Source organism: Streptomyces sp. NPDC029169 (genome assembly GCF_055563935.1).
The window spans coordinates 165,564-188,924 of sequence record NZ_JBVHXA010000019.1 but is presented as its reverse complement, the minus strand read 5'-3'; the positions used below and the strand labels follow the sequence as shown (position 1 = coordinate 188,924).

General features: G+C 72.6%; 16 protein-coding genes. 10 read left to right on the top strand and 6 right to left on the bottom strand.

The features are described from left to right. Positions 1-191 precede the first annotated feature (191 nt). Together ACZ4VI_RS29785 and ACZ4VI_RS29780 are read left to right on the top strand one after the other, a co-directional pair. Positions 192-1,157: a zinc-binding dehydrogenase gene (locus ACZ4VI_RS29785; RefSeq protein ID WP_468004190.1), complete on the top strand. Its 966-nt coding sequence runs from the start codon at positions 192-194 to the stop codon at positions 1,155-1,157. Between the two features lie 107 nt (positions 1,158-1,264). Next, positions 1,265-2,602, top strand: a complete 1,338-nt coding sequence (locus ACZ4VI_RS29780; RefSeq protein WP_468004201.1) for a cellulase family glycosylhydrolase — start codon at positions 1,265-1,267, stop codon at positions 2,600-2,602. Positions 2,603-2,683: 81 nt separating this feature from the next. Here ACZ4VI_RS29780 and ACZ4VI_RS29775 read toward each other — a convergent pair whose 3' ends face one another. Together ACZ4VI_RS29775 and ACZ4VI_RS29770 are read right to left on the bottom strand one after the other, a co-directional pair. After that, positions 2,684-3,571: a PadR family transcriptional regulator gene (locus tag ACZ4VI_RS29775; RefSeq protein ID WP_468004188.1), complete on the bottom strand. Its 888-nt coding sequence runs from the start codon at positions 3,569-3,571 to the stop codon at positions 2,684-2,686. 1 nt (position 3,572) lies between these two features. Next, positions 3,573-4,439 (bottom strand): DUF4097 family beta strand repeat-containing protein, encoded by an 867-nt coding sequence (locus tag ACZ4VI_RS29770; RefSeq protein ID WP_468004186.1) that lies wholly within the window; start codon positions 4,437-4,439, stop codon positions 3,573-3,575. 148 nt (positions 4,440-4,587) lie between these two features. Between ACZ4VI_RS29770 and ACZ4VI_RS29765 the strand changes: the two genes are divergently transcribed. Further along, the gene (locus tag ACZ4VI_RS29765; RefSeq protein ID WP_468004185.1) at positions 4,588-5,427 is read left to right on the top strand and encodes a hypothetical protein; all 840 of its coding nucleotides are present in this window, start codon (positions 4,588-4,590) and stop codon (positions 5,425-5,427) included. 15 nt (positions 5,428-5,442) lie between these two features. Here the strand turns inward: ACZ4VI_RS29765 and ACZ4VI_RS29760 are convergent, their stop codons facing one another. Then, on the bottom strand, positions 5,443-5,628 hold the full coding sequence (locus ACZ4VI_RS29760) for a DUF6104 family protein (RefSeq protein ID WP_468004183.1): 186 nt from the start codon (positions 5,626-5,628) through the stop codon (positions 5,443-5,445). Positions 5,629-5,724: 96 nt separating this feature from the next. Between ACZ4VI_RS29760 and ACZ4VI_RS29755 the strand changes: the two genes are divergently transcribed. The 7 genes from ACZ4VI_RS29755 (at position 5,725) to fxsT (ending at position 17,349) form a co-directional block, all read left to right on the top strand. Further along, positions 5,725-6,075, top strand: a complete 351-nt coding sequence (locus tag ACZ4VI_RS29755) for a CU044_2847 family protein (RefSeq protein ID WP_468004182.1) — start codon at positions 5,725-5,727, stop codon at positions 6,073-6,075. Further along, entirely contained in the window at positions 6,072-8,204 is a 2,133-nt protein-coding gene (locus ACZ4VI_RS29750; protein WP_468004180.1) for a VMAP-C domain-containing protein, read from the top strand. Before ACZ4VI_RS29755 ends, ACZ4VI_RS29750 begins: the two co-directional genes overlap by 4 nt. A 112-nt stretch (positions 8,205-8,316) precedes the next feature. After that, a complete protein-coding gene (locus tag ACZ4VI_RS29745) occupies positions 8,317-9,324 on the top strand; it encodes an AAA family ATPase (protein ID WP_468004178.1) in 1,008 nt (335 codons plus the stop codon). A 7-nt stretch (positions 9,325-9,331) separates the two neighbouring features. After that, the gene (locus tag ACZ4VI_RS29740; protein ID WP_468004177.1) at positions 9,332-12,553 is read left to right on the top strand and encodes an SAV_2336 N-terminal domain-related protein; all 3,222 of its coding nucleotides are present in this window, start codon (positions 9,332-9,334) and stop codon (positions 12,551-12,553) included. A 154-nt stretch (positions 12,554-12,707) separates the two neighbouring features. Continuing rightward, the gene (locus tag ACZ4VI_RS29735; protein WP_468004175.1) at positions 12,708-12,911 is read left to right on the top strand and encodes a hypothetical protein; all 204 of its coding nucleotides are present in this window, start codon (positions 12,708-12,710) and stop codon (positions 12,909-12,911) included. Between the two features lie 72 nt (positions 12,912-12,983). Further along, the gene (locus ACZ4VI_RS29730; protein ID WP_468004173.1) at positions 12,984-14,261 is read left to right on the top strand and encodes an aKG-HExxH-type peptide beta-hydroxylase; all 1,278 of its coding nucleotides are present in this window, start codon (positions 12,984-12,986) and stop codon (positions 14,259-14,261) included. A 58-nt stretch (positions 14,262-14,319) separates the two neighbouring features. Continuing rightward, the gene (gene fxsT / locus ACZ4VI_RS29725) at positions 14,320-17,349 is read left to right on the top strand and encodes an FxSxx-COOH system tetratricopeptide repeat protein (RefSeq protein WP_468004171.1); all 3,030 of its coding nucleotides are present in this window, start codon (positions 14,320-14,322) and stop codon (positions 17,347-17,349) included. Positions 17,350-17,428: 79 nt separating this feature from the next. Here fxsT and ACZ4VI_RS29720 read toward each other — a convergent pair whose 3' ends face one another. From ACZ4VI_RS29720 to ACZ4VI_RS29710, 3 genes are all read right to left on the bottom strand, one after another. Beyond that, positions 17,429-21,229, bottom strand: a complete 3,801-nt coding sequence (locus tag ACZ4VI_RS29720) for a multifunctional oxoglutarate decarboxylase/oxoglutarate dehydrogenase thiamine pyrophosphate-binding subunit/dihydrolipoyllysine-residue succinyltransferase subunit (RefSeq protein ID WP_468004169.1) — start codon at positions 21,227-21,229, stop codon at positions 17,429-17,431. Positions 21,230-21,508: 279 nt separating this feature from the next. Beyond that, entirely contained in the window at positions 21,509-22,606 is a 1,098-nt protein-coding gene (locus ACZ4VI_RS29715) for a HAMP domain-containing sensor histidine kinase (protein ID WP_468004168.1), read from the bottom strand. Next, positions 22,603-23,340, bottom strand: coding sequence for a response regulator transcription factor (locus tag ACZ4VI_RS29710; RefSeq protein WP_315891128.1), 738 nt, complete (start codon positions 23,338-23,340; stop codon positions 22,603-22,605). The genes ACZ4VI_RS29715 and ACZ4VI_RS29710 overlap by 4 nt, the downstream gene beginning before the upstream one ends. Positions 23,341-23,361: the final 21 nt, after the last annotated feature.

Below are 23,361 nucleotides of genomic sequence, written 5' to 3'. Positions count from 1 at the left end.
CACCCGCACCAGCCACTTCGCACGACTTCGCCCCGCCGACCAAACGATCGACGGGGCGAAGAAGGCATAAGGCCCCGGATAAACCAACAGCATCCTGTGCAGAGCGGGGCCCTTTCGCGTACCGCCGGGGGACGTGCGTCACAGGGGTGTCTGGTTCCGTCGCGCGGGTGGGTGACCCTACGCTCGGGGCCATGTTCGCTGCCTACGCCGCCCGAATCGACCGCGACCAGCCGCTGAACGGCCTTGAGCTGGGAGAGCGGCCCGAGCCCGAGGTGCGTCCCGGGTGGACCACCGTCACCGTCAAGGCCGCCTCGCTCAACCACCACGACCTCTGGTCGCTGCGCGGGGTCGGGCTGCCCGAGGAGAAGCTGCCGATGATCCTCGGCTGCGACGCCGCGGGCATCGACGAGGACGGCAACGAGGTCGTCCTGCACTCCGTCATCGGCCAGACCGGTCACGGCGTCGGGCCCGACGAGCCCCGGTCCATCCTGACCGAGCGCTACCAGGGCACCTTCGCCGAGCGCGTCACCGTGCCCTCCTGGAACGTGCTCCCCAAGCCCGCGGAGCTCACCTTCGAGGAGGCCGCCTGCCTGCCGACCGCCTGGCTCACCGCGTACCGGATGCTCTTCACCAACGCGGGCGTGCGGCCCGGCGACTCGGTCCTGGTGCAGGGCGCGGGCGGCGGGGTCGCCACCGCGGCCATCGCCCTCGGCAAGGCCGCCGGCCTGCGGGTCTTCGCCACGAGCCGGGACGAGGCCAAGCGCAAGCGTGCCGTCGAGCTCGGCGCCGTCGAGGCGTACGAGCCGGGCGCCCGGCTGCCGAAGCGGGTGGACGCCGTGATCGAGACCGTCGGCGCCGCCACCTGGTCGCACTCGGTCAAGTCGCTTCGCCCCGGCGGCACCCTGGTGATCTCGGGCGCCACGAGCGGCGACCGCCCCGCGCACGCCGAGCTCACCCGGATCTTCTTCCTGGAACTGAAGGTCGTCGGCTCGACGATGGGCACGAAGGACGAGCTGGAGGACCTGCTGTCGTTCTGCGCCGCCACGGGCGTACGTCCGGTGATCGACGAGGTGCTGCCGCTGGACCGGGCCCGCGAGGGCTTCGAGAAGATGGCCTCGGGCGAGCTCTTCGGAAAGATCGTCCTGACGACGTCTTGATGCATCGTCAGATCTGCTGATGGGATCTCCGGCACTGCGAACACACCGTCGTGCCGGAGGTTCCCTTGTTGCGAACGACCCTTGCCGCAGGCGCCGTTGTCGCCGCGCTGCTCACCCCGACCACCGCCCGCGCCGACGAAGGCGCCCCGGACATACCCGTCCTCACCGACGACCGCGGCCGCGCCCTCACCCTGCGCGGCTGGAACGTCGAGGACAAGGCCAATCGGGGAGAGCAGGCCCTCTCCGCCGTCACCGAGCGGCACTTCCGCGACATGCGGGCGAAGGGCTTCAACTTCGCCCGGCTGCTGGTCTTCTGGGACGACCTGGAGCCGGAGCGGGGCCGCTACAGCCAGGGCTACCTGCGGAAGATCGAACGCGTCCTTGACTGGGCGGAGAAGTACGACGTCCATGTCCTCATCGACGCCCACCAGGACGTCTTCGGGCCGGCCTTCGGCCATCGGGGTGTCCCCGCGTGGGCCACCAGGACCGACGGGCTGCCCTTCACCCCGCACCCGGACGACTGGTTCGCCGAGTACTTCGAGCCGGCCGTCCAGCGCGCCTTCACCCATCTCTACGAGGACGAGGACCTGCGGTCCGCCCAGGCGGCGATGTGGCGCGTGCTCGCCGACCGCTTCGAGGACCATCCTGCCGTCCTCGGCTACGACCTGATCAACGAGCCGATGGGCGAGCTGCGCGAGGGCGAGGACCTGCCGACGGCGGCCCGGCGCATCGAGCGCGAGCAGCTCACCCCGATGTACAACCGGCTCGCGGACGCGGTCCGTTCGGTGGACCGGGACACCTGGGTCTTCGTCGAGCCGACCCCGATCGTCGGCGAGGGCGTGCCGACGGGCCTCGGCAGGATCGACGACCCGAAGATCGTCTACGCCCCCCACTTCTACAACACCGCCATGGAGGCGGGCGCCGACTACGACCCGGCGGCCGGCTGGATCGAGACGTACGAGCAGGCCGTGACCCGGTATCCCGAGGAGTACAAGGTCCCGGTCGTCGTGGGGGAGTGGGGACCCCTCAACAACTCCCTGCCGAACATGAACCGCTTCTACCGGGACGCGATGGCCTCCCTCGGCCGGTACGGCAGCGGGTGGGCCGGCTATGTCTGGTGCTACGGCGGCGGGTACTGCGCGGTGGACGGCGCCGGGACCTTCCGTACGAACAAGGAGCTGACCGCCGAGCCCTACGCGGACTCGGTCGCGGGCACGGTGACCTCCGCCGCGTACGACTCCGGGGCCGGCGTCTACCGGCTCGCGTACGAGTCGTCCCGCCGCGGGCCCCGCGTCACCGAGCTGTCCCTTCCCCCGGGCGCCTGGCAGGTGACGGCCCGGGGGAAGGCGCTCGTGCTCCGCAAGGACACGGGCCGCGCCTGGGTCCTCGCGGCGCCCGGGGCCCGGGTGACGGTGACGGTCTCCCGGGCCGGGCAGGCGGGGTAGACGCCCGGCGCTCCGGGCACGCCAGCTGGACGTCCGGCGCGGCGGGCGGGCCGTGCCGACGCCCGGCGCCGGGCAGGCCGGTTAGACGTCCTTGCGCTCCGGGCGCAGCAGGGAGGTGATCCGGTCCGCCGCCGTCGAGAGGTGACGGCGGGCCTCGGTCAGCTGGTCCGCCGTCACCCCGTGGTCCCGGGCCGCGTCGCGGATGTCGTCGCGGAAGCGGTCCAGGAGCCGGTCCAGATCGCGGGCCGGTTCGCCGGTGGACTCGACGTTCCGGGCCCAGTCCGCGACGGCCTCCTCCGGGGAGGTGGCGCGGCCCGACGCCTTGGGGTGCGTCGTGCCCGTCACCAGGCCGCCCAGCTGCGCGGTGATGTCCGAGATGCCCTCCCAGACGCCCGACGGCCAGTCGCCGCGCGCGAAGCGGTCCTGGACCTCCTCCTGGACCTGCTGAGCGATCCGCTGGAACTCCTTGGCCTGCAGGCGCGCCGACTTCGCCTCCTCGCGGGCCTGGCGGGCCTGCTCCTTCCACTCCTGCTTGGCCCGGCGCAGCTCCTCCTTGGCGTCGGCGAACGAGGAGCCCTTGTGCCGGGTCTCGCTCGCCGCCGCGCGCACGTCGCTGCGCAGCTTGCCCGCCGCCCCGCGCACGTCGTCGCGGATCTCGGCGGCGAGCTCGGAGACCGAGTCGCGGATCTCCAGCTCCAGATCGGCCAGTTCGCCGACGCGGCCGGCCAGCTCCGCGCGGCCCGCGTCGGTGATCGAGTACACCTTGCGCCCGCCTTCGGTGGCGTGTGTGACGAGGCCCTCGGCCTCCAGCTTGGCGAGCCGGGGATAGACCGTGCCGGCCGAGGGTGCGTACAGCCCCTGGAAGCGCTCCTCCAGGAGGCGGATCACCTCATAGCCGTGGCGTGGGGCCTCGTCGAGGAGCTTGAGCAGATAGAGGCGCAGTCGGCCGTGGGCGAAGACGGGCGGCATGTCACAGCACCTTTCCGGAAGAGGTGGTGTCGAAGTCGTCGGAACCGACCGGGTCCGGGCGGCGCAGGAGGGCTATCGAGCCGGAGACCGTCGTGGCCTTGAGCGTGCCACGGCCCTCGCCGAGCGTGCCGGTGATGCTCTTGGCGCCCCACTGCCCTCCGACCCGCAGATCGTCGAAGGCGTTCGAGACGGAGCCGCTCGTCGTGCTCGCCTCGACCCGGGCGTCCGTCGGGTGCGGAATCCGGATGGCGACCTCGCCGGAGACGCTGGTCAGCCGGATGTCGGCGGGCGGGCCGTCCAGACCGCCGGCGTCGAGGTCGATCACCATGTCCCCGCTGACGGTGTCGGCCTTCACGGAGGCCCCCGAGCCGTCGATGACCGTCAGATCGCCGGTCATGGTGCTGACTCGCAGCGCGCCCGTGACGGACTGGGCCTCGACGGAGCCGGAGACGCTCTCCGCACGGACCGGGCCGGAGAGCCCGACGAGCGTGGTGTCACCCGCGACGCCCCGGACGTCCGTACGCCCCTTGATGCCGGAGATCACCGCGCCGGCGCCGATCACGCCCACCTCGACGTCCGCACCGGCCGGGACGGCCACGGAGACGACGGCCCGACGGCGGCGGTGGCCCTTGGGGTCGAGCCACTTGAGGAAGCCCTTCCAGTGCAGGTCCTCATAGCTCACGGTCAGGGTCGAGCCCTCCTGGGTCACGATCAGCGGCGGGCCCTCGATGTCGGAGATCTCCAGGCGGGCGGTGCTCTCGTCGGTGCCCACCACGTTCACCGTGCCGCTCACGACACGCACCTGGAGGCGCGCCACGGGACCGGTCAGCGCGAGTTTCGTCGGCTCGGCCACGGACCACTCTGTCATCGTGCTGACCTCCCGTTCGGCGACGCAACATATCGCGTCTCTCGCTAGACACGATATATCGCGGTACAGGGAAGTCAACCCCCCTTCGGTGGAGGTGTGTGCGGTCATTCGCCCGCGTAACGGGACAAATTGGCCTAGCGTAAGGCCCATGAACGCGACATCCGGATCGAGCCCTGTCGGGGCGCTCCTGCTCTGCCGCGCCGAGCTTCCGGCGGTCCGGCCGCCGGCCCAGCTGCTGCGCGAAGAGCTGCTCCTCGCACCGGCCGGCACCGAATGGAGCGTCATCGTCCCGGAGGGAAAGCCCTGGCTGCACGGCGGCGAGCCCGTCGAACGGGTCGTCACGGGCTGGGCCACCGCGCTGGCCGTCTCCGCCGCCACCTGGCCCGTCCTCGCGCTCTGGTGGGACGCGGACCGGGCCGGATTCACCCTCGCCGCCGGATTCCGCCGCACCGTCGGCTACACCTGGCTCGCGGACGGCACCCCCGTCGGCGAGGACGAGGCCATGCGCACCTTCGCGGCCCGGCTCGCCCTCGACCCCGTACTCGACGTCCAGGCCCTGGAGCCGCTCACCGAACCCGACAGGGACGCCGACGCGCACGCCCGGCTCATCGGCCTGATCGCCGTCCTCGCCCGCGTCGGCCTCGACCTGCCCACCGGACTCACCCCCGGCGAGAGCGCCGACCGGCTCCGCTCCGTGGCCCGGGCGCAAGGGGCCGAAGAGCTCGAATGGTCCGGCTGGCGCGACGCGGTGCGCGCGGAACTCGAAGCGGTGGAAGGGGGCCCCTTGGGTCCGTATCTGCTCGGTCCGAGGGCCCGGCTGCTCGGCGCGGCCCAACTCGGGGCGGGGCTGCCGCTGCTCATCTGGGGCATCGGCCGCCGCAGCGGAGGCTGGGCGACGGCGGGGGCGCTGCTCGTGGCCCACGGCGCGCTGGGGCTTGCGTACGACCGCCTGCGCGGTCCGTGCCCCCGGACCTTGCGCGCTCCGTGACCCGGGAGCGGCTCCCTACTCGTCCTCGTCGTCCTCGTCGTCCAGCCGGGCGAGCCAGGTCGCGAGGCGCTCGACCGGCACCTCGAAGTCGGGGTTGAGGTCGACGAACGTACGCAGTTGCTCGGCGAGCCACTCGAAGGAGACCTCCTCCTCGCCTCGCCGCTTCTCCAGTTCCTCGATGCCACGGTCAGTGAAGTACATGCGATCAGGATAGGCCGTGGTCCCCGCGGCCCCTCGCGCTTGTCAGCGGCAGCGATTAGCCTTCTTCATCATCGTTTCGGGGAGCGGGGGGCCGCTGTGACGCACGGGATCGCTCGGATACGACTGGACGACGGAACGCCCGTCTGGGCCCGCATCAGCGAGCCGGACGAACTGGGCCGGGGCGGAGGCTTCACGGACACCGGCATCGGCGACCGGGTCGTCTCCATGGCGGGAGGACTCACCGACGTCGTGCGCGGGGTCGTCGGTTCGCTGCGGAACGGGCTCGACCCCCAGTCGCCGGTCGAGGTCTCCGTCAGCTTCGGCATCGAACTGTCCGCGCAGGCGGGGAAGGTGATCAGCGTGCTCGCGGAGGGCGGCGGGACGGCCTCGATCTCGGTCTCCCTCACCTGGACCGAACCGGGCCCGGCGGCCGATGGCGCCGTATGAGCGCCTTCGAATCCCTCGTGCGCCCCGCACTGGTACGCATCGCGGCTCCCGGTGACGGGTATGACCCGCACGGCGACCGGTACTGGGGCACCGGCTTCTTCATCGCCCCCGGCTGGGTGCTGACCTGCGCCCATGTCGTGGCAAAGGGGGGAAGCGCGGTGTGGAAGGGCGAGCGGGCCGTCGGCATCGTCTGGGACGGCGGCGTGACGACCGGGGAGGTCGTCCTGGCCAGCCCGCGCCCCGCCGTGCCCGAAGACGGACTCGACCGGTGGGACTTCCCCGACCTCGCGCTCGTCCGCGTCCCCGACGCCCGGGACGCGAGCTGCGTACGGCTCAGTGAGCGCCGGCCCGTCATCGCCGAGCCCCTCCCCGTCGCGCTGCACGGCTGGTCCCGGGTGACTGGCCGGCTCGCGATCCGCGAAGCCGTCGGCACGGTCCACGGCGTCGACGGCGAGGCCCTCCTGTTGAGCGGGACGCAGCCCGTGGAGGGGCTCTCCGGCGGACCGGTCGTGGACCTGAACCGCGCCGTCGTCATCGGCCTCAACAAGGGGCGCGGCGCGGACGAGGGCGCCGCCGTCCCCATCACCTCCCTGCGGCGGCTCTACCGGGAGCGGGGCGGCGAGGTGCTCTCCGAGGTCATGCGCGCCCACGACCGCCACCACCTCGCCCGCTACCGCTCGCTCTCCGGCGAGGCCGACTGGACCAGGGCGCAGCTCCGGCACCGGCCGCCCGGCGCCCAGGGCCTCGACCCCGGACGCCGTATCCATCTGTACGGGCGGCTCGCCGAACTGCCCCAGCCCACCGGGCCCGGCGACGTGCTGCACCTCGTCGACGAGGCCCGGAGGCTGACGGTCGGCCACGACCTGCGCCCCATGCTCGAAGTCGCCCCGCGGACCTGGCGCGAGGGCGTCGGACTCCTCCACGAACTCCACGACCTGCACGAGGCGAACGAGGAGACGGCCTCCGACCTCGGTCTGAACGCCGTGTTCGTGTACGCGGCCAAGGTCGCCCGGCACGTCAGGGAGCGGCACGGCGACAGCGCGGCGATCCGGAGCCTGGCCGCCTGGGTCACCGACGCGGCGGCGGAGACACCGCTCCTCACGCGCCAGGCGATCGCCGGAGTGCTCGCGTCCGGCCGACCCGCCGGCGGCAGCTCGGGGCGGGAGCCCGGCGCGCGTGCGGACGTCCTCGTCGAGATCGACACCCCGCGCTACGACCGGAAGTTCCCCTGGCGGGTGAAGCTGCTCTTCGACGGGCGCACGATCACCCCCCTGCACGGGGACGACGAGGGGGTCGAGCGCGAACGGCTCCGGGACACCCTGCGCGAGCCGCTCGCGGACGCGCTGGCGCGGGGCGACCGCGGCGAGCATCTGGCCGCCGTCGAGGCGCTGTTGCCGCGCGAGCTCTTCGACGAACCCCTCGACACCTGGCGGCTCGCGCCCGACGACGAGCTCTTCGACGAACGCTCGCTGCCCCTCGGCCACCGCCGGATCGTGGTCATACGGGACGCCAGCCGCCACGCGCGACCGCCGGCGCCCGAGTGGCACAAGCGGTGGCGCACGGCCGGTCTGGGCCCGCTGCGAGCGGTACCGCTGCGCGCCGAGACCCTGAGGGCGGGGCGGGACGTCCACGCGGCGCGGATCCGCCGGGAGTCCCCGAGGCAGGCCTGGGTACGGCTCTCCGAGGCCGAGGACGGCTCGGTGCCCGTCTACTGCGGCCCGGTCGGCAGCGGTGACGGGCTCAAGGCGATGGCCGCCGCGCTCGCCGCCGGGCACCCCATCGCCCTGTGGCGCGGCGGTGCCCACGACCACACGGACTGCGCCGAGTTCCATGAGCGGGCGGGCCGGCTGCTCGCGGAGGCCGGCAAGGCCGACGGGCTGCACGGGCCGGTGATCTCCCTGCGCAAGCGGGTGGCCGCGGACGCGGACGCGCACCCGGACTCGTACCGCGACTCGGAGGGCGCGGACCCGGACTCGGAAGACGCGTACCCGGACTCGTACCCGGACGCGGACTCGTCCGCGGAGCACGCCTGGGCCGCGCATCTCGCCGTACTGTTCGATCCCCCCGACCGCCCCCCGCACGGAGATCCGCTCCAGGTACCGCCGATGCTCGGCGAGGAGGACTGGTGAGAACCCCCCGAACAGCAGACCCGATTGGTCCGGAATGTGCGTGGGCAGTCTTGCGGGCGGGCGGTATTTTCGACGGGCCGGGCCATGCCACCACAGCCAGGAGGAGTTCATCGTGAACGATTGGCGGATCTACCGTGGTGCCGGCCACCCGCACGACGAGATACGGCGGTTGCCCGCCCCGCCGCCGTGGCGGGACTTCTCGACCGGCGGTGCCGACGACACCCTGGCCGGCTCGGACCGGCGGCTCGGCGTGCGCCGCCGCCTGGTCCAGAACCACCACCCCCGGCCCGCCGAGACCGACGCCGTCAACGCGGCCCTCTACCTCCGTCGGCCGCTCCTGGTCACCGGCAACCCCGGCACCGGAAAGTCCACGCTCGCGCACGCCGTCGCCCACGAACTGGGCCTGGGCCGCGTGCTGCGCTGGCCGATCGTCAGCCGCTCGACCCTCCAGGACGGGCTCTACCGCTACGACGCCATCGGCCGCCTCCAGGACGTCCAGCTGGAGCGCGCCCAGGCCGGGTCGACGGTGCCCGCCGCGACCCCGGCCGGCATCGGCTCGTACATCCGGCTCGGACCGCTCGGCACCGCGCTGCTCCCCTCCGAGCAGCCCCGCGTGCTCCTCATCGACGAGCTCGACAAGAGCGACCTGGACCTGCCGAACGACCTGCTGAACGCCCTGGAGGAGGGCGAGTTCGCCATCCCGGAGCTGGAGCGGCTCGCCGACCGGGAGCCGGTGGTGCAGGTGCTCACGGACGACGGCCGCAAGGTCCCCGTCATGGGCGGGCGCGTCCGCTGCTCCACGTTCCCGTTCATCGTCCTCACCTCCAACGGCGAACGGGACTTCCCCGCCGCCCTGTTGCGCCGCTGCATCCGCCTGGAACTGGAGGCGCCGGGCGAGGAGCAGCTCGGCGCCATGATCGAGGCGCACCTCGGGCCCGACGCGGCGGCCGGCGAAGAGGGCCTGGTCAGCCGCTTCCTGAACCGCGAACCGGGCGAGGTCATCGCCACCGACCAGCTCCTGAACGCGATCTATCTGACCCAGCACGCCCCGCGCACCGAGCGGGTGACCCGGGAACGCATCGCGGACATGCTCATGCAGCCGCTCGATCAGCCGAGGTGATGGCCGGATGCACCGGACGCACCGGATGCACCTGGAAGAGCTCACCCGCAGACTGCGGGCCGGTGGCCAGGACCCCACGGCCGAGGAGGTCGCGGACGCCGTCTGGCTCGCGCAGTGGTTGCCGCGCGCTTCACCGGACCCGGCGGACGGCCTCGGGCACGGCCTCGCGGACGGCACGGCGGAGGGCTCGGCCCGCCCCGCATTTTCGGCGCAGGGGCGAGATCCGGCCATCGGCGAGGGCGGCGGCGATCCCGGAGATCCCGGCGATCCCCGTACGGGTACGGGTACGGGGCTCGACGGCTCCGGTACGGACGAGGGCACGCGCGCCGGCCCCGGTGACGACGGAGCCCGGCCCGCCCGCCCCACGGACCGCGTAGACATCCTCTTCGTCCGCCCGGGAGGCCCCGGAAGCCCCGGAGCCCAAGCAAGTACCGGAGGCGACCCCCGTACGGAACGGAACAGGACGCTCCCCGTCCGCGCGCCCGGCGCCAACGCCCTGCCCGGCCTCCTCGGCCTCCAGAAGGCGCTCCGCCCCCTGCGCCACTACGCCCACTTCCCGCTCCGACCGGGCGAGGGCCTCCTCGACGAGGAGGCGACCGCCGAACGCAGCGCCGCCGCGGGCATCCTCACCCCCGTCCTGCGCCCCGCCGCCGGCCGCCGCCCGGACATCCAGCTCCTCATGGACACCGGCCCCGCCATGGTCGTCTGGACCCGCATGGTCGAGGAACTGCGCCAGGCCTGCCAGCAGTCCGGCGCCTTCCGCGACGTCCAGGTCCACCGGCTGTACGACACCGGCGAGGGCGCGCCGCTGGTCACCACCACCTCGGGACCCGACGGCCGGCCCCGGCTGCGCCCCGGCGACCAGCTCCACGACCCCACCGGGCGCCGCCTCACCCTGATCGTCAGCGACTGCGTCGGCCCCCTGTGGCAGCGCGGCGCGGCCCAGCGGCTCATCCACCAGTGGCCCCGGCAGTCCCCGCTCGCCCTCGTCCAGCCGCTGCCCCCGAGGCTCTGGCCCCGGACCGCGCTGCCCGTCGAACCGGGCCTGTTACTGCGCCCCGCGTCCCCCGGCGGGCACACCGGCTTCCAGCCCGACGAGGAGCCCTGGGAGCCGGCCGCCCCGGACACCCGCGCGGTGCCCGTGCTCACGCCCACCCCCGAGGCGTTCGCCTCCTGGGCGCGGCTCCACTCCGGCCACGGCTCGGGCGGCGTCCGCGGCTGGGCCGCCATGATCGCCCCCGACACACCGGGGCCGTCCACGCCGACCGCGACCACATCTCCAGGCAGCCGGGCGGCGGCCCGCGCCCCGCGCAGCGACGGGGAGTTGCTGCGGGCCTTCAGCGCCGGCGCCTCGCCGGGCGCGATGCGGCTCGCCGTCCATCTTGCCGCCGCCCCGCTCGCCCTTCCCGTCATGCAGCTCGTGCAGCGCGCCATGCTGCCCGACACCGGTCCCATGGAGCTCGCCGAGGTCCTGCTCAGCGGGCTGCTGCGCCAACTGCCCGGCCCGTCCCCGTACCCCTGCTTCAGCTACCCGCCCGGCGTCCAGCAGCACCTCCTCGGCTCCCTCGACCGCAGCGCCGCCGCGCTCGTCCTCAAGCACTGCTCCGAGTACGTGGAACGCAATTTCGGCCAGGGCATGCGCAACTTCCCGGCTCTCGCGGCCGCCCGGCTGGCGGGTCACTCCACCGACGACGACCCGGCGACCGCGCCCGGCACGATCGAGGAGACCGACGAACCCACCGGCCCGGTCGGTACGGAACCCGAGCTCTTCGCCCGTATCCCCGCGCGCGTGCTCCGCTTCTACCAACCCGACCTGATCACCCCCGATCCGCTGACCGCGGCGCGACGGCTCTTCGAGCAGTGGCGGGGCCAGTCCGACTCCTCGCTGCTGATCCGCGCCCGCCAGCAGGCCGAGGCCGCGCTGCCGGAGCACCCCGTCGAGGCCGGGATCCTGCTCGGGCGGGTGCTGTACGCGGAGTCCGGCACCGCCGCCGTCCAGGGCACCGAGCGCCGCCAGGAGCTGCTGACCCGCGCGCTGGCCGCGCTGGAGCGGGCCGGGAGCCTCGCCGAGCGGGGCGGTGCGGAGTGGGCCGAGGCCCGGCTCGAACAGGCCGTCGCGCACCACGGGTTGTGGCGCCACACGGCCGACCCCCGGCACCTCGACGACGCCCTCGCCGCGCTCGTCGGGGACGTACCGGACTGGCCGGAGGCCCACCACCACACCCTGCATCTGCGCCGCGGGCGGCTGCTCCTCGCGCGCGGTGACGGCGCCGCTGCGGCGACCGAGCTCACCACCGCACTCTCCCTCCGGGAGAGCGGCCCCGCGCTCCTCGACCTGGCCGACGCCCTGCACCTCGCGGGTGCCGACCCGGCCGAGATCACCCCCGTACTCGACCGGGCCGAACCCCTGCTCGGCGAGGCCATGGCCCTGCGGCTGCGCTGGACGACGTCGCGCGCCCGGCTGTACGACTCGGCCGGCGACGGACCGGCCGCGGACGCCGCCTACGAGGCGGCCACGCTGCTCGCCCCCGCCGACAGCGGGCAGCGCGGACGGATCCTGATGTCCTGGGGCGAGTCCCTGATGCGCCGCGCCGCGGCCACCCCCGGCCAGGACCCTGTCGACCGGGCCGAGAGCGTCCTGCGGGAAGCGCTCACCGACCTCCCGGCCGGTGCGCCGGAGCGCGCCCGGGCCCGGATCCTGATCGGCAGCGTGCTGGCCCTGCGCTTCCACCGGGCCGGGTTCCTGCCCGACCTGTACGAGGGTCGCCACCTCCTGGAGCAGGCGGCCCGCACCACCCGGGACATCGGACTGCGTTCCAAGGTGTGGCTGCAACTGGGTCGGGTGAGACTGGAGTTGAGCGAGTCCGTCAGGGACGGGGTTCTCGGCGACGCGCTCACCGCGTACGAACGGGCCTGGGAGGACGCCCGGTCGGCGCACGGCGACACCCCGGGCACGATCACCGGTGCCCGCGCGCTGCACGCGCGGGGAGCGGTGCTGCTCCTGATGGGCAGGAACGAACGGGCCCGCACGGTGTTGCGCGCCGCGGCCGAGCAGTGGCAGCGCCTCGTGGCCGCGCTCGTGGAGGTGGACTGGAGCGACGTCGAACGGACCAGGGCACTGTTGGCGGAAGCGGGCGCGGATCGGGGCGCCCTCCGGGCGCCGCCCTCCGGCGGGGACCGCCGCCGGATCGCTCCGCCGTGGTGGGCATGGAGCGATACGGCCGACTAGGCGGCTGTCGGAGGGGTGTTACGGACAACGGCTGGATAACGGGGGCGTGAATGGGCGCAGTTGAGTCGAACGGGTTTCTGACTTCCTGGCGTCGGGAAGAACCGCTCCGCCGCTACGACCGTGGGGGACAGGCGTCGGTGGGGAGGAGCCGAGGGTGTCGGAGCACAACGAGTGGGCGACCGGTGTCGACCGTGACAACGGACGACTCGCGCACCTGCCCGATCTCGCCACTGTGGACCTGCGGACCCTGCGTGTCATGGACGATCCCGAGCTGTCGGCCGCGGTCGAGCGGGTGCTGCTGCGCTCCCCGGAGCTGGTCGTCGCGTGGTGCGAGGGCGCCGGGGACAAAGCCGCGTGACCCGTGCCGCGTCGACCGACTGTTTCCGGCCGGATCCCCGCGACGGCCGACGGCCTGTCGAGGGAGGCGGGAATGAGCTTCGCGCCCCTGCCCGCGGCCGTCTTCACGGAGCTGGCCCGCACCCGCGCCGCGCCGGCCGATCTCGCCCTGCTGCGGTCCGCCCTGCACGCGCGGCGCCTGCTCCTGCTGAAGGCTCTCCTGGTCCGGGTCCACCGGCACCGGGAGGCGGTCGACGCCACGGCGTTCCGGCGCTTCGAGGAATCCTGGCATCTGCTCGAGCGGGCCGAGAGTCGCAACCCCGCCGTCGTCCGTGACGTCCTCGACTACCCCATGACCGGCGCTTGGCTGGGCGCCGCACTCGCCGAGCCCGTGGGACCCGGCCTCGACCGCCATCTCGCCCGGCTGGAGAGCCTGGCCGTCACCGCCGCCCTCCGCGCCGACTGCCCTCTCGACATCGCCGTCGAGGCCTCCGACGGCCGGCTGTCGCTGCCCGGCCTCGGCCGACAGACCGTGGGCGCCGGGCGCGTCCGGATCAGGGCCGGGTCCCGTGTCGCGCGGATCCACCCCGAGGGACCCGCGGGCGCGGCCCCCACCATCCTGCTGCTCACCGACCGGCGCACCGGCACCCTCGTCGGCCGGGGCCCGGGCTGGAGCGGCCTGCACATCCTGCCCGATTCCACCGCTCGCCTCGACGACCTCGACCCGTACCGGGTACCGGCCGGCGGGGTCGGCACCCCGTCCCGTACCGCGGCCGACCACGCCGACACCGACCCCGCCGTCTGGTCCGCGCACTGGAGCGCCGCGCAGGCCCTGCTCGCCGTCACGGATCCGGGACGGGCCGCCGAGGTCCGGCGCGCCCTGCGCGCGCTCGTCCCGCTCGTGCCGCACGGCCCCCGGTCCCTCGGGGCCACCCTGCGAGCGGCCCCGGGCGCCGTCCTCGCCTCCCCGCCGGCCGGGGCGCAGGACATGGCCGAGACCCTCGTCCACGAACTCCACCACAGCAAGCTGGCCACCCTGCACGAGCTCGTACCGCTGTACCGGCAGGGCCGGGCCGCCGTGCACCGGGTCGGCTGGCGCCCCGACGCCAGGCCCATCGGCGGCGTCCTTCAAGGCGCCTACGCGCACCTGGCCCTGACCGATCTGTGGCGGCGTGCCGCCACGGCCCGGGCCGTGCCCCGGCTCTGGCGGTCCAGCGCCGGGCAACAGTTCGACCATATGCACGATCAGGTGGGCGAGGCGCTGACGATCCTGCTTGAATCCGATGAACTGACCAATGAGGGGCGGGAGTTCGCCCAGCAAATGAGGCGGCACCACGCGAGCCTCGGCGCGGCCCCCCGGGCTACTGGGTAACACTGTGCCCACGGCACATGACACTGCGTTGCGCGTGAGCGGGACGGGAGACGTACAGATGGCGGAACAGCGGTCGGGCGGCAGCGCGGCAGGCGACAGTGGCGGGGTCGCCCCCGAGCACGTCCTTGTGGTCTTCCCCGGCTACCACCGGCCATGGGCGACCTGGATCAACCAGCGCCTCGAAGCCCACGGGGTGCGCGTGACCCTGCAGCGCTGGGACCCGCCGCGCGAGGTTCCCCTGGAGGACTCCCTCAGCGACCTGCTGCTCGCCCGCGGTCATGTCCTGCTCGTGCTCAACGACTGGTTCTTCCAGCTCGGCCCCCGGCCGGCCGGCGAGTGGAACGACGTCCTGCGCGGCTTCGTCGCCTCCCGGGCCGACCGGTTCGCCGCCGTCAACCTCACCAACCGTCCGCTGCTCCCCGCCACCGCCGTCCTCGAGCCCGTCAGTCTCTGGGGCGTGGGCGAGGAGGAGGCCGAAGCACGACTTCTGAGCCGGCTCGGCATGGAACCCCGACGCTCCGGCGGCCGCCGTGTCCCGCTCGGCGCCTCCGTGCGCTACCCCGACACCCCACCCGAGATCTGGGGCGAGATCCCGCGCCGCAACCCGAGGTTCACCGGACGCGACGACCTCCTCACCGAGCTCCAGGAACGGCTCATGGACGCCGACCGCGGCAACGCGGCCTGCACCCTGCTCGGCATGTCCGGCATCGGCAAGACCCAGATCGCCGCCGAGTACGCCCACCGCTTCAGCCCCGACTACGACGTCGTCTGGTGGGTCAACTCCGACGACCGCAACGTCCAGCGCGACCGCTTCGGCGAACTCGCCGCCGAACTCCGCCTGCCCAGCGGCAACGAACCGGGCGAACGCATTCGCGCCGTGCGGGAGGCGCTGCGCCGCGGCGACCCGCACTCCCGCTGGCTCGTCATCTTCGACGGCTGGGACGACACCGACGGCGCCCAGGTCCTCCTGCCCCACGGACCCGGCCATGTCCTGATCACCTCTCGTAACCGCGGCTGGGGCGACTACACGGACGTCCTCGAGATCCCCAGCTTCGACCGCGCCGAGTCCACCGCCTATCTGATGCGCCGCGCCTCCCACATCACCGCACCCCAGGCCGACGAGGTCGCGGCCGAGTTCGGCGACGTACCCCTGCCGCTCGTCCAGGCCGCCGCCTGGCTCGGCGAGTCCGGCATGGAGGTCCCCGAGTACCTGCGCATGGTCCGCGACGGACGGCTCTCCACGGTGGAGGAGCCCTCGGCCGGAGACGGCTACCCCAACGCCTCGCTCACCTCCTGGTCGATACTGATCAACCGGCTCCGACGCACCCAGCCGCAGGCCATCGACGTCCTCAGCCTGTGCGCCTCCTTCGCCCCCGGTCGCATCCCGCTCGGCCTCGTACGCGCCTACCCCCAGGCCGAACTGCCCGAGGACCTGCGCTGGATGGCGACCGACCTGCCCGCCTGGACCCGCGCCCTGGACACCCTCGTCAACTACTCGGTGCTCACCCGCGAGACCCGTGGCCCCGCCGCCACCAACGCCGAGATGGGACCGCAGCAGGAGTCCGTGCACATGCACCGGCTCGTCCACGACATCGTCGCCCGCCTCACCGACGGCGAACACCGCGAGGCCCACCGCAAGGCCGTCCGCAACCTGCTCGCCGAGGCCGACCCCGGCAACCCGATGGACAGCCGGCAGTGGCCCCGGTACGCCGAACTCCTGCCGCACATCGGCCCGTCAGGCGCCCTCACCAGCCGCAACCCCCGCGTGCAGACCGCCGTCCTCAACTGCCTGCGCTACTGCTACCGCAGCGGCGAGTTCCGGGCCGGCGCCCAGCTCGCCGAGCGGATCCGGGACGCCTGGTCCACCTTCATGGACCCCCTGGACCAGCCCATGCTGGACCTGACCACCCAGCAGGGCAACGTCCTGCGCTCCTTCGGCCGCTTCCGCGAGGCGTACGAACTCGATCTCGCCCAGCGCGAGCGGCTGAACGCCTCCTCGCCCCGGAACGAGCACGGCTCACTGCTCTCCGGCAGCGCCATCGCCAGCGACCTGCGCTTCCTCGGCCAGTACCAGGAGGCGGAGCGGCTCCAGCGTCAGGTGCTCGCCGAGGCGCAACGCCTCCTCGGCGAGACCGAGTTCTCCACCCTGGTCGCCCGCCACAACCTCGGCGTCGTGCTGCGGGCGCTCGGCCGCTACCGGGAGGCGCACGACCTCGACGCGGAGTCGCTGGTCCGCTGCGAGCGCGTGCTGGGCACCCGCCATGCCCACACGCTCAGCACCAGCAACGCCCTCGCCCACGACCTCCGGCTCCTCGGCCAGTACCGCGAGGCACTCGCGCGCCAGGAGGCCAACGTCCGGGTGCACGTCCAGGTGCTCGGCCCGCAGCACCTGCAGACCCTGTACGCCCGCACCCAACTGGCCCTGTGCCGACGCCGGGAGGGCGGATTCCAGCAGGACCTCGGAGCCACCATGGCCACCCTGCTCGAGCAGCTGGAGCAGGTGCACGGGCGCGGGCACTACATCACCCTCGCCGCCATCAACAACTACGCCAACTACCTGCGCGAGCACGGTGACCTCGACCAGGCGAGGCTGCTCGTCACCGAGGCCGAAGCCGGCTACCGGGCGCTCCTGGGCCCGGCCCACGCCGTCGCCACGGGTGTGCTCGCCAACACCGCGCTCGTCATGCAGGCCTCCGGCGAACGCGCGGACGCCCTCGCCATCCTGGAAGCCGCACTCGCCGGACTCACCTCCTCGGTGGGACCCGACCATCCCTGGGTCCTCGGCTGCGCGCTCAACACCGCCGCCGCCCGCAACTTCAACGGGCGGGTGGCCGACGCCGCCGAACTCAGCAGGGACACTCTTCGCCGAGCCCGGCACGCCCTGGGCAACGAGCACCCGCTCACCCTCTCCAGCCAGATCGCGCTCGCCACCGACCTGCGCGGCCTGCGTGAGGTCGAGGAGGCGGGAAAGCTGGAGGAGGCCGCGCTGCTCTCCCTCACCCGCACCCTCGGCGCCCAGCACCCGCACACCCTCTCCGCACGGCACCGCAACCGCCCCTACTGGGACTTCGAGGCCAACCTCGGATAGCCCGGGCCGACGCCGGAGGCCCGGCACCCCTCGTGGGGTGCCGGGCCTCTCGTCGTACGCGTACCAGGACGGCAGCGGGTCAGGCGTCGAAGACCTCGTTGACCAGCTGCTGCTGCTCGGCCTGGTGGCGCTTGGCCGAGCCGACCGCCGGGGACGAGGAGTGCGGACGCGAGATCCGGCGCAGGCGCTCGCCGTGCGGGATGTCGGCGCCGACCGCCAGGTCCAGGTGGTCGATCAGGTTCAGCGCGATGAACGGCCACGCACCCTGGTTCGCCGGCTCCTCCTGCGCCCACAGGTACTTCTCGGCGTTCGGGTACTTGGCGATCTCGGCCTGGATCTCGGCACCCGGCAGCGGGTACAGGCGCTCCAGACGGATGATCGCCGTGTCCGTGTTGCCGCGCTTCTGACGCTCGGCCTCCAGGTCGTAGTAGACCTTGCCGGCGCAGAAGACGACCTTGCGGACGTCGGCCGCGTTCACGCTGTCGTCGCCGATCACCGGGCGGAAGCCGCCGGTGGTGAACTCCTCCGCCTTCGACGCCGCGGCCTTCAGACGCAGCATCGACTTCGGGGTGAAGACGATCAGCGGCTTGTGGTGCGGGTTGTGGACCTGCCAGCGCAGCAGGTGGAAGTAGTTCGACGGCAGGGTCGGCATCGCGACCGTCATGTTGTCCTGGGCGCACATCTGGAGGAAGCGCTCCGGGCGCGCGGACGAGTGGTCCGGGCCCTGGCCCTCGTAGCCGTGCGGCAGGAGCAGCGTGACGCCGGAGGTCTGGCCCCACTTCTGCTCGGCCGAGGAGATGAACTCGTCGACGACGGTCTGCGCGCCGTTGACGAAGTCACCGAACTGGGCCTCCCAGATGACCAGGGAGTCCGGGCGGGCCAGCGAGTAGCCGTACTCGAAGCCCATCGCCGCGTACTCGCTGAGCAGCGAGTCGTAGACGTTGTAGTGGGCCTGGTCCTCGGCCAGGTAGAGCAGCGGGGTGTAGTCCTCGCCGGTCTCCTGGTCCACCAGGACCGCGTGCCGCTGGCCGAAGGTGCCGCGACGGGAGTCCTGGCCGGACAGCCGGACCGGGGTGCCCTCCATGAGCAGCGAGCCGATGGCGAGGGTCTCGCCGAAGCCCCAGTCGATCGTGCCGTCGTCGATGGAGGCCGCGCGGCGCTGCATCTGCGGCATCAGACGCGGGTGGACCGTGATCCGCTCCGGGATGTTCACCTGCGACTCGGCGATCCGCTTCACGACCTCCTGGGAGACCGCGGTGGTGACCGTGACCGGGAACTCCGGCTTGGCGTCCGGGACGTGCGCCGGGGCCGGCGCCGAGGTGGCCTCGCGGACCTCCGCGAAGACCTTCTCCAGCTGGCCCTGGAAGTCCTGGAGCGCCTGCTCCGCCTCTTCGAGGGTGATGTCGCCGCGACCGATCAGCGACTCGGTGTACAGCTTGCGCACCGAACGCTTCTTGTCGATCAGGTTGTACATCTGCGGGTTGGTGAACTGCGGGTTGTCGCCCTCGTTGTGACCGCGGCGGCGGTAGCAGATGAGGTCGATCACGACGTCCTTGTTGAACGTCTGGCGGAACTCGAAGGCGAGCCGCGCGACGCGGACCACGGCCTCCGGGTCGTCGCCGTTCACGTGGAAGATCGGCGCCTCGATCATGCGGGCCACGTCCGTCGCGTACATCGAGGAACGCGAGGACTCCGGGGCGGCGGTGAAGCCGACCTGGTTGTTGATCACGATGTGGACCGTGCCGCCGGTGCGGTAGCCGCGCAGCTGCGACATGTTCAGCGTCTCGGCCACGACACCCTGGCCCGCGAAGGCCGCGTCACCGTGCAGGGCGACCGGCAGGACGGTGAAGTCCGTACCGCCCTTGTTGATGACGTCCTGCTTGGCGCGGACGACACCCTCCAGGACCGGGTCGACCGCCTCCAGGTGCGAGGGGTTGGCGGTGAGCGAGACCTTGATCTGCTCGCCGTCGAGGCCGGTGAAGGTGCCCTCGGCGCCCAGGTGGTACTTCACGTCGCCGGAGCCGTGCATCGACTTCGGGTCGAGGTTGCCCTCGAACTCGCGGAAGATCTGCGCGTACGACTTGCCCACGATGTTCGCGAGGACGTTCAGCCGGCCGCGGTGGGCCATGCCGATGACGACCTCGTCCAGGCGGGACTCGGCGGCGGAGTCGATGACCGCGTCGAGCAGCGGGATGACGGACTCGCCGCCCTCCAGGGAGAACCGCTTCTGACCGACGTACTTGGTCTGCAGGAAGGTCTCGAAGGCCTCCGCCGCGTTCAGGCGGCGCAGGATCCGCAGCTGCTCCTCGCGCTCCGGCTTGGAGTGCGAGCGCTCGACGCGGTCCTGGATCCACTTGCGCTGCTTCGGGTCCTGGATGTGCATGAACTCGACGCCGGTGGTGCGGCAGTACGAGTCGCGCAGCACGCCGAGGATGTCGCGGAGCTTCATCATCGACTTGCCGGCGAAGCCGCCGACCGCGAACTCGCGCTCCAGGTCCCAGAGCGTCAGTCCGTGCTCGGTGATGTCCAGGTCGGGGTGCTTGCGCTGGCGGTACTCCAGCGGGTCGGTGTCGGCCATGACGTGGCCGCGGACCCGGTAGGAGTGGATCAGCTCGAAGACACGCGCGGCCTTGGTGACGTCGTCGTCGTGCGAGGTGTCGATGTCCTTGAGCCAGCGGACCGGCTCGTAGGGGATGCGCAGGGCCTCGAAGATGTCGTCGTAGAAGCCGTCCTCGCCGAGGAGGTAGTTCGCGACGATCCGCAGGAACTCGCCGGAGGCGGCGCCCTGGATGACCCGGTGGTCGTACGTCGAGGTCAGCGTCATGACCTTGGAGATGCCCAGCTTGTTCAGGGTGTCCTGGGAGGTGCCCTGGAACTCGGCCGGGTAGTCCATCGAGCCGACGCCCATGATCACGGACTGTCCGGGCATCAGACGCGGCACGGAGTGGACGGTGCCGAGGCCGCCGGGGTTGGTCAGCGAGACCGTGACGCCGGTGAAGTCGTCCATCGTCAGCTTGCCCACGCGGGCGCGCTTGACGATGTCCTCGTAGGCCTGCCAGAACTCGAAGAAGTTCAGCGTCTCGGCCTTCTTGATGCCCGCGACGACGAGCTGGCGCTCGCCGTTCGGCTTCACCAGGTCGATCGCGAGGCCGAAGTTCACGTGGTCCGGCTTGACCAGGGTCGGCTTGCCGTCCTTCTCCGCGAAGGAGTAGTTCATCGACGGCATGGCCTTGATCGCCTGCACCATGGCGTACCCGATGAGGTGCGTGAAGGAGATCTTCCCGCCCCGGGCGCGCTTCAGGTGGTTGTTGATCACGATCCGGTTGTCGAAGAGCAGCTTCACCGGGACGGCGCGGACGGACGTGGCCGTCGGCACCTCCAGCGAGGCGTTCATGTTCTTCGCGACGGCGGCGGCGGGGCCGCGCAGGGTGATCAGCTCGGGGCCGGCGGGGGCCTCGGTGGCCGGGGCGGCGGGGGCCTTCGCGGCGGGCGCGGCAGTGGCGGCCTTGGCGGGCGCCGGAGCGGCGGCGGGCTTCGCCGGGGCCGGAGCCGGGGTCGGGGCCGGAGCGGCCGGAGCCGGGGCGGCGGGGGCCGGGGCGGCCTGGGCGGGCGCCGGAGCGGGAGCCGGGGCGGCGGGCGCGGCAGGTGCGGCCTGTGCGGGGCTCACCTGCGGCGCGGCGGCCGGCGTCTCCGTGGCACCGGGCTTGTAGTCGGCGAAGAAGTCCCACCAGGCACGATCGACCGAATTCGGGTCCTGGAGGTACTGCTGGTAGATCTCGTCGACGAGCCACTCATTGGCGCCGAAGGCGGTCGCAGGGTTCTGACCCTGCCCGTCCTGGCCGGTGGAGGTACTCGGGGTACTGGGGGACTGAGACGACACGGCGGTAACCGCCCTCTTCCGCTTCACAAGGTGATGGACAGCGGAAATAAAGGCTACGCCTCCCTGGCCGAGAGGTGCAGGCCGGGCACTCCAACGTCGCGCAAGTCACACTTGACGCGGTGTTTCGGAGCAGGGATTGGCGGGAAACAAGCGTGGTTCTGCCCTCTCGCGGGTACGAGAGACCCGGGGTGCGGCCCCTGAGGTACGCATCCCTGACCACGTCCTGATCGTGTCCTGTCCATCAACACGCAGAACATGTGCTTCCGGTTCGACCCTACGTCAATCCCGCGCCGGAAGGCTGCCCGGAAGAGTGAGCTGGATACGGCAGCCGCGTGACGATTCGGCCACACCGATCTCGCCGCCGTGCAGATCCACCGCCCAGCGGGCGATCGCGAGCCCGAGCCCCGTACCGCCGTCGCTCCCCGGACCGGCCTGGGCCGCCACCTGTCCCCGGTTGAACCGCTCGAAGACCGTGTGCCGCAGCGCCTCCGGGATGCCCGGACCCTCGTCCTCGACCTCCAGGGCCAGCGAGTCCGGCCACACCCCGCGCCGCGCCCGTACCGTCACGCGGCCGTGCGGCGGCGAGTGCTTCACCGCGTTGTCGATCAGGTTCGCCATCACCTGGTGCAGCCGCTCCGCGTCCGCGTGCGCGGTCAGCTCGGGCGGCGAGACGTCCAGGTGCAGATGGACGTCCGTACGGTTGTGCAGGCCGGACGTGGAGGACAGGCCGCGCTGGGACGCGGCCAGATTGGCCTCCCTGAGCACGCCCGAGAGGTACGGCCAGACCTCGAAGCGCCGTGCCTTGAGCGTGACGACACCGTTGTCGAGACGTGACAGGTCGAGCAGGGTCTCCACCAGCCTGCCGAGCCGCTCGGTCTGCTTCAGGGCCGTCCGCATGGTCTCCGGATCGGCCTCCGAGACGCCGTCGACGACGTTCTCGAGCACGGCCCGGAGCGCGGCGATGGGGGTCCGCAGCTCGTGCGAGACATTGGCGACCAGCTCCTTGCGGTGCCGGTCGACGGACTCGAGATCGTCCGCCATGCGGTTGATCGTCGAGGCGAGGTCGCCCAGCTCGTCACGGCGGTCCGCGCCGCGCACCCGGCGGCTGAAGTCGCCGCGCGAGATCGACCCGGCCACCGTGTTCATCTCGTCCAGCGGCGCCGTCAGCGACTGCGCCACGAACTGGGTGATCAGCAGCGTCGCGATCATCGCGAAGATCGTGATGTAGCGGAACTCCGTGGAGGTCCGTATCGCCACCAGCGCGAGCCCCGAGGTCAGCAGGACCGCCCCGACGACCAGCGTGCCCAGCTTGGTCTTGATCGAGATCACGATCCGGCGCCTTCTCCGGCGCTCGGGGCGCTGCCCCCGGCGGCTCATGACGCCGGCGTCTCCAGTGCGTACCCCACGCCGTGGACCGTACGGATGCGCTCCGCCCCGATCTTCCGGCGCAGCGCCTTGATGTGGCTGTCGACCGTGCGCGTACCGGAGGCGTCCGCCCAGTCCCAGACCTCGGCGAGGAGCTGCTCGCGGGAGAGGACCGCGCGCGGCGTGTTCGCCAGGCAGACCAGCAGGTCGAACTCGGTCGGCGTCAGGTGCACGTCATCGTTCCGGACCCGGACCCGGCGCTGCGCGTGGTCGATCTCCAGCTCGCCGAGGCGCAGGATCCCGCTCCGCGGGGTCACGGCCGCGAGCGCGGCCCGCTCCACCCGGCGCAGCAGGACGTGCACCCGGGCGGCCAGCTCGCGCATCGAGAACGGCTTGGTCATGTAGTCGTCGGCGCCGACGCCGAGCCCCACCAGCATGTCCGTCTCGTCGTCCCGCGCGGTGAGCATGAGGACCGGGACCGGGCGCTGGGCCTGGACCCGGCGGCAGACCTCCAGGCCGTCGAAGCCGGGCAGCATCACGTCGAGCACCATCAGGTCCGGCTGCCAGGCCTCGGCCGCGTCCACGGCCGCCGGGCCGTCGGTCGCCGTCTGGACGAGGAATCCTTCCGCCCGCAGCCGCGCGGAGATCGCATCCACGATCGTCGTGTCGTCCTCGACGACCAGCACTCGTCGCTGCGCACCCGGAGTGGCCGCCGCACCGTGGTGAGTGGTGTGTGTCTGCTCCATTGCCCCGCCTCGCATCGCTGG

Bases quoted from the DNA above. Each gene is read 5' to 3' on its own strand.
- ACZ4VI_RS29785 (WP_468004190.1), top strand. From the start codon at position 192: ATGTTCGCTGCCTACGCCGCCCGAATCGACCGCGACCAGCCGCTGAAC.
- ACZ4VI_RS29775 (WP_468004188.1), bottom strand. From the start codon at position 3,571: ATGCCGCCCGTCTTCGCCCACGGCCGACTGCGCCTCTATCTGCTCAAG.
- ACZ4VI_RS29770 (WP_468004186.1), bottom strand. From the start codon at position 4,439: ATGACAGAGTGGTCCGTGGCCGAGCCGACGAAACTCGCGCTGACCGGT.
- ACZ4VI_RS29765 (WP_468004185.1), top strand. From the start codon at position 4,588: ATGAACGCGACATCCGGATCGAGCCCTGTCGGGGCGCTCCTGCTCTGC.
- ACZ4VI_RS29760 (WP_468004183.1), bottom strand. From the start codon at position 5,628: ATGTACTTCACTGACCGTGGCATCGAGGAACTGGAGAAGCGGCGAGGC.
- ACZ4VI_RS29750 (WP_468004180.1), top strand. From the start codon at position 6,072: ATGAGCGCCTTCGAATCCCTCGTGCGCCCCGCACTGGTACGCATCGCG.
- ACZ4VI_RS29740 (WP_468004177.1), top strand. From the start codon at position 9,332: ATGCACCGGACGCACCGGATGCACCTGGAAGAGCTCACCCGCAGACTG.
- ACZ4VI_RS29730 (WP_468004173.1), top strand. From the start codon at position 12,984: ATGAGCTTCGCGCCCCTGCCCGCGGCCGTCTTCACGGAGCTGGCCCGC.
- fxsT (WP_468004171.1), top strand. From the start codon at position 14,320: ATGGCGGAACAGCGGTCGGGCGGCAGCGCGGCAGGCGACAGTGGCGGG.
- ACZ4VI_RS29715 (WP_468004168.1), bottom strand. From the start codon at position 22,606: ATGAGCCGCCGGGGGCAGCGCCCCGAGCGCCGGAGAAGGCGCCGGATC.
- ACZ4VI_RS29710 (WP_315891128.1), bottom strand. From the start codon at position 23,340: ATGGAGCAGACACACACCACTCACCACGGTGCGGCGGCCACTCCGGGT.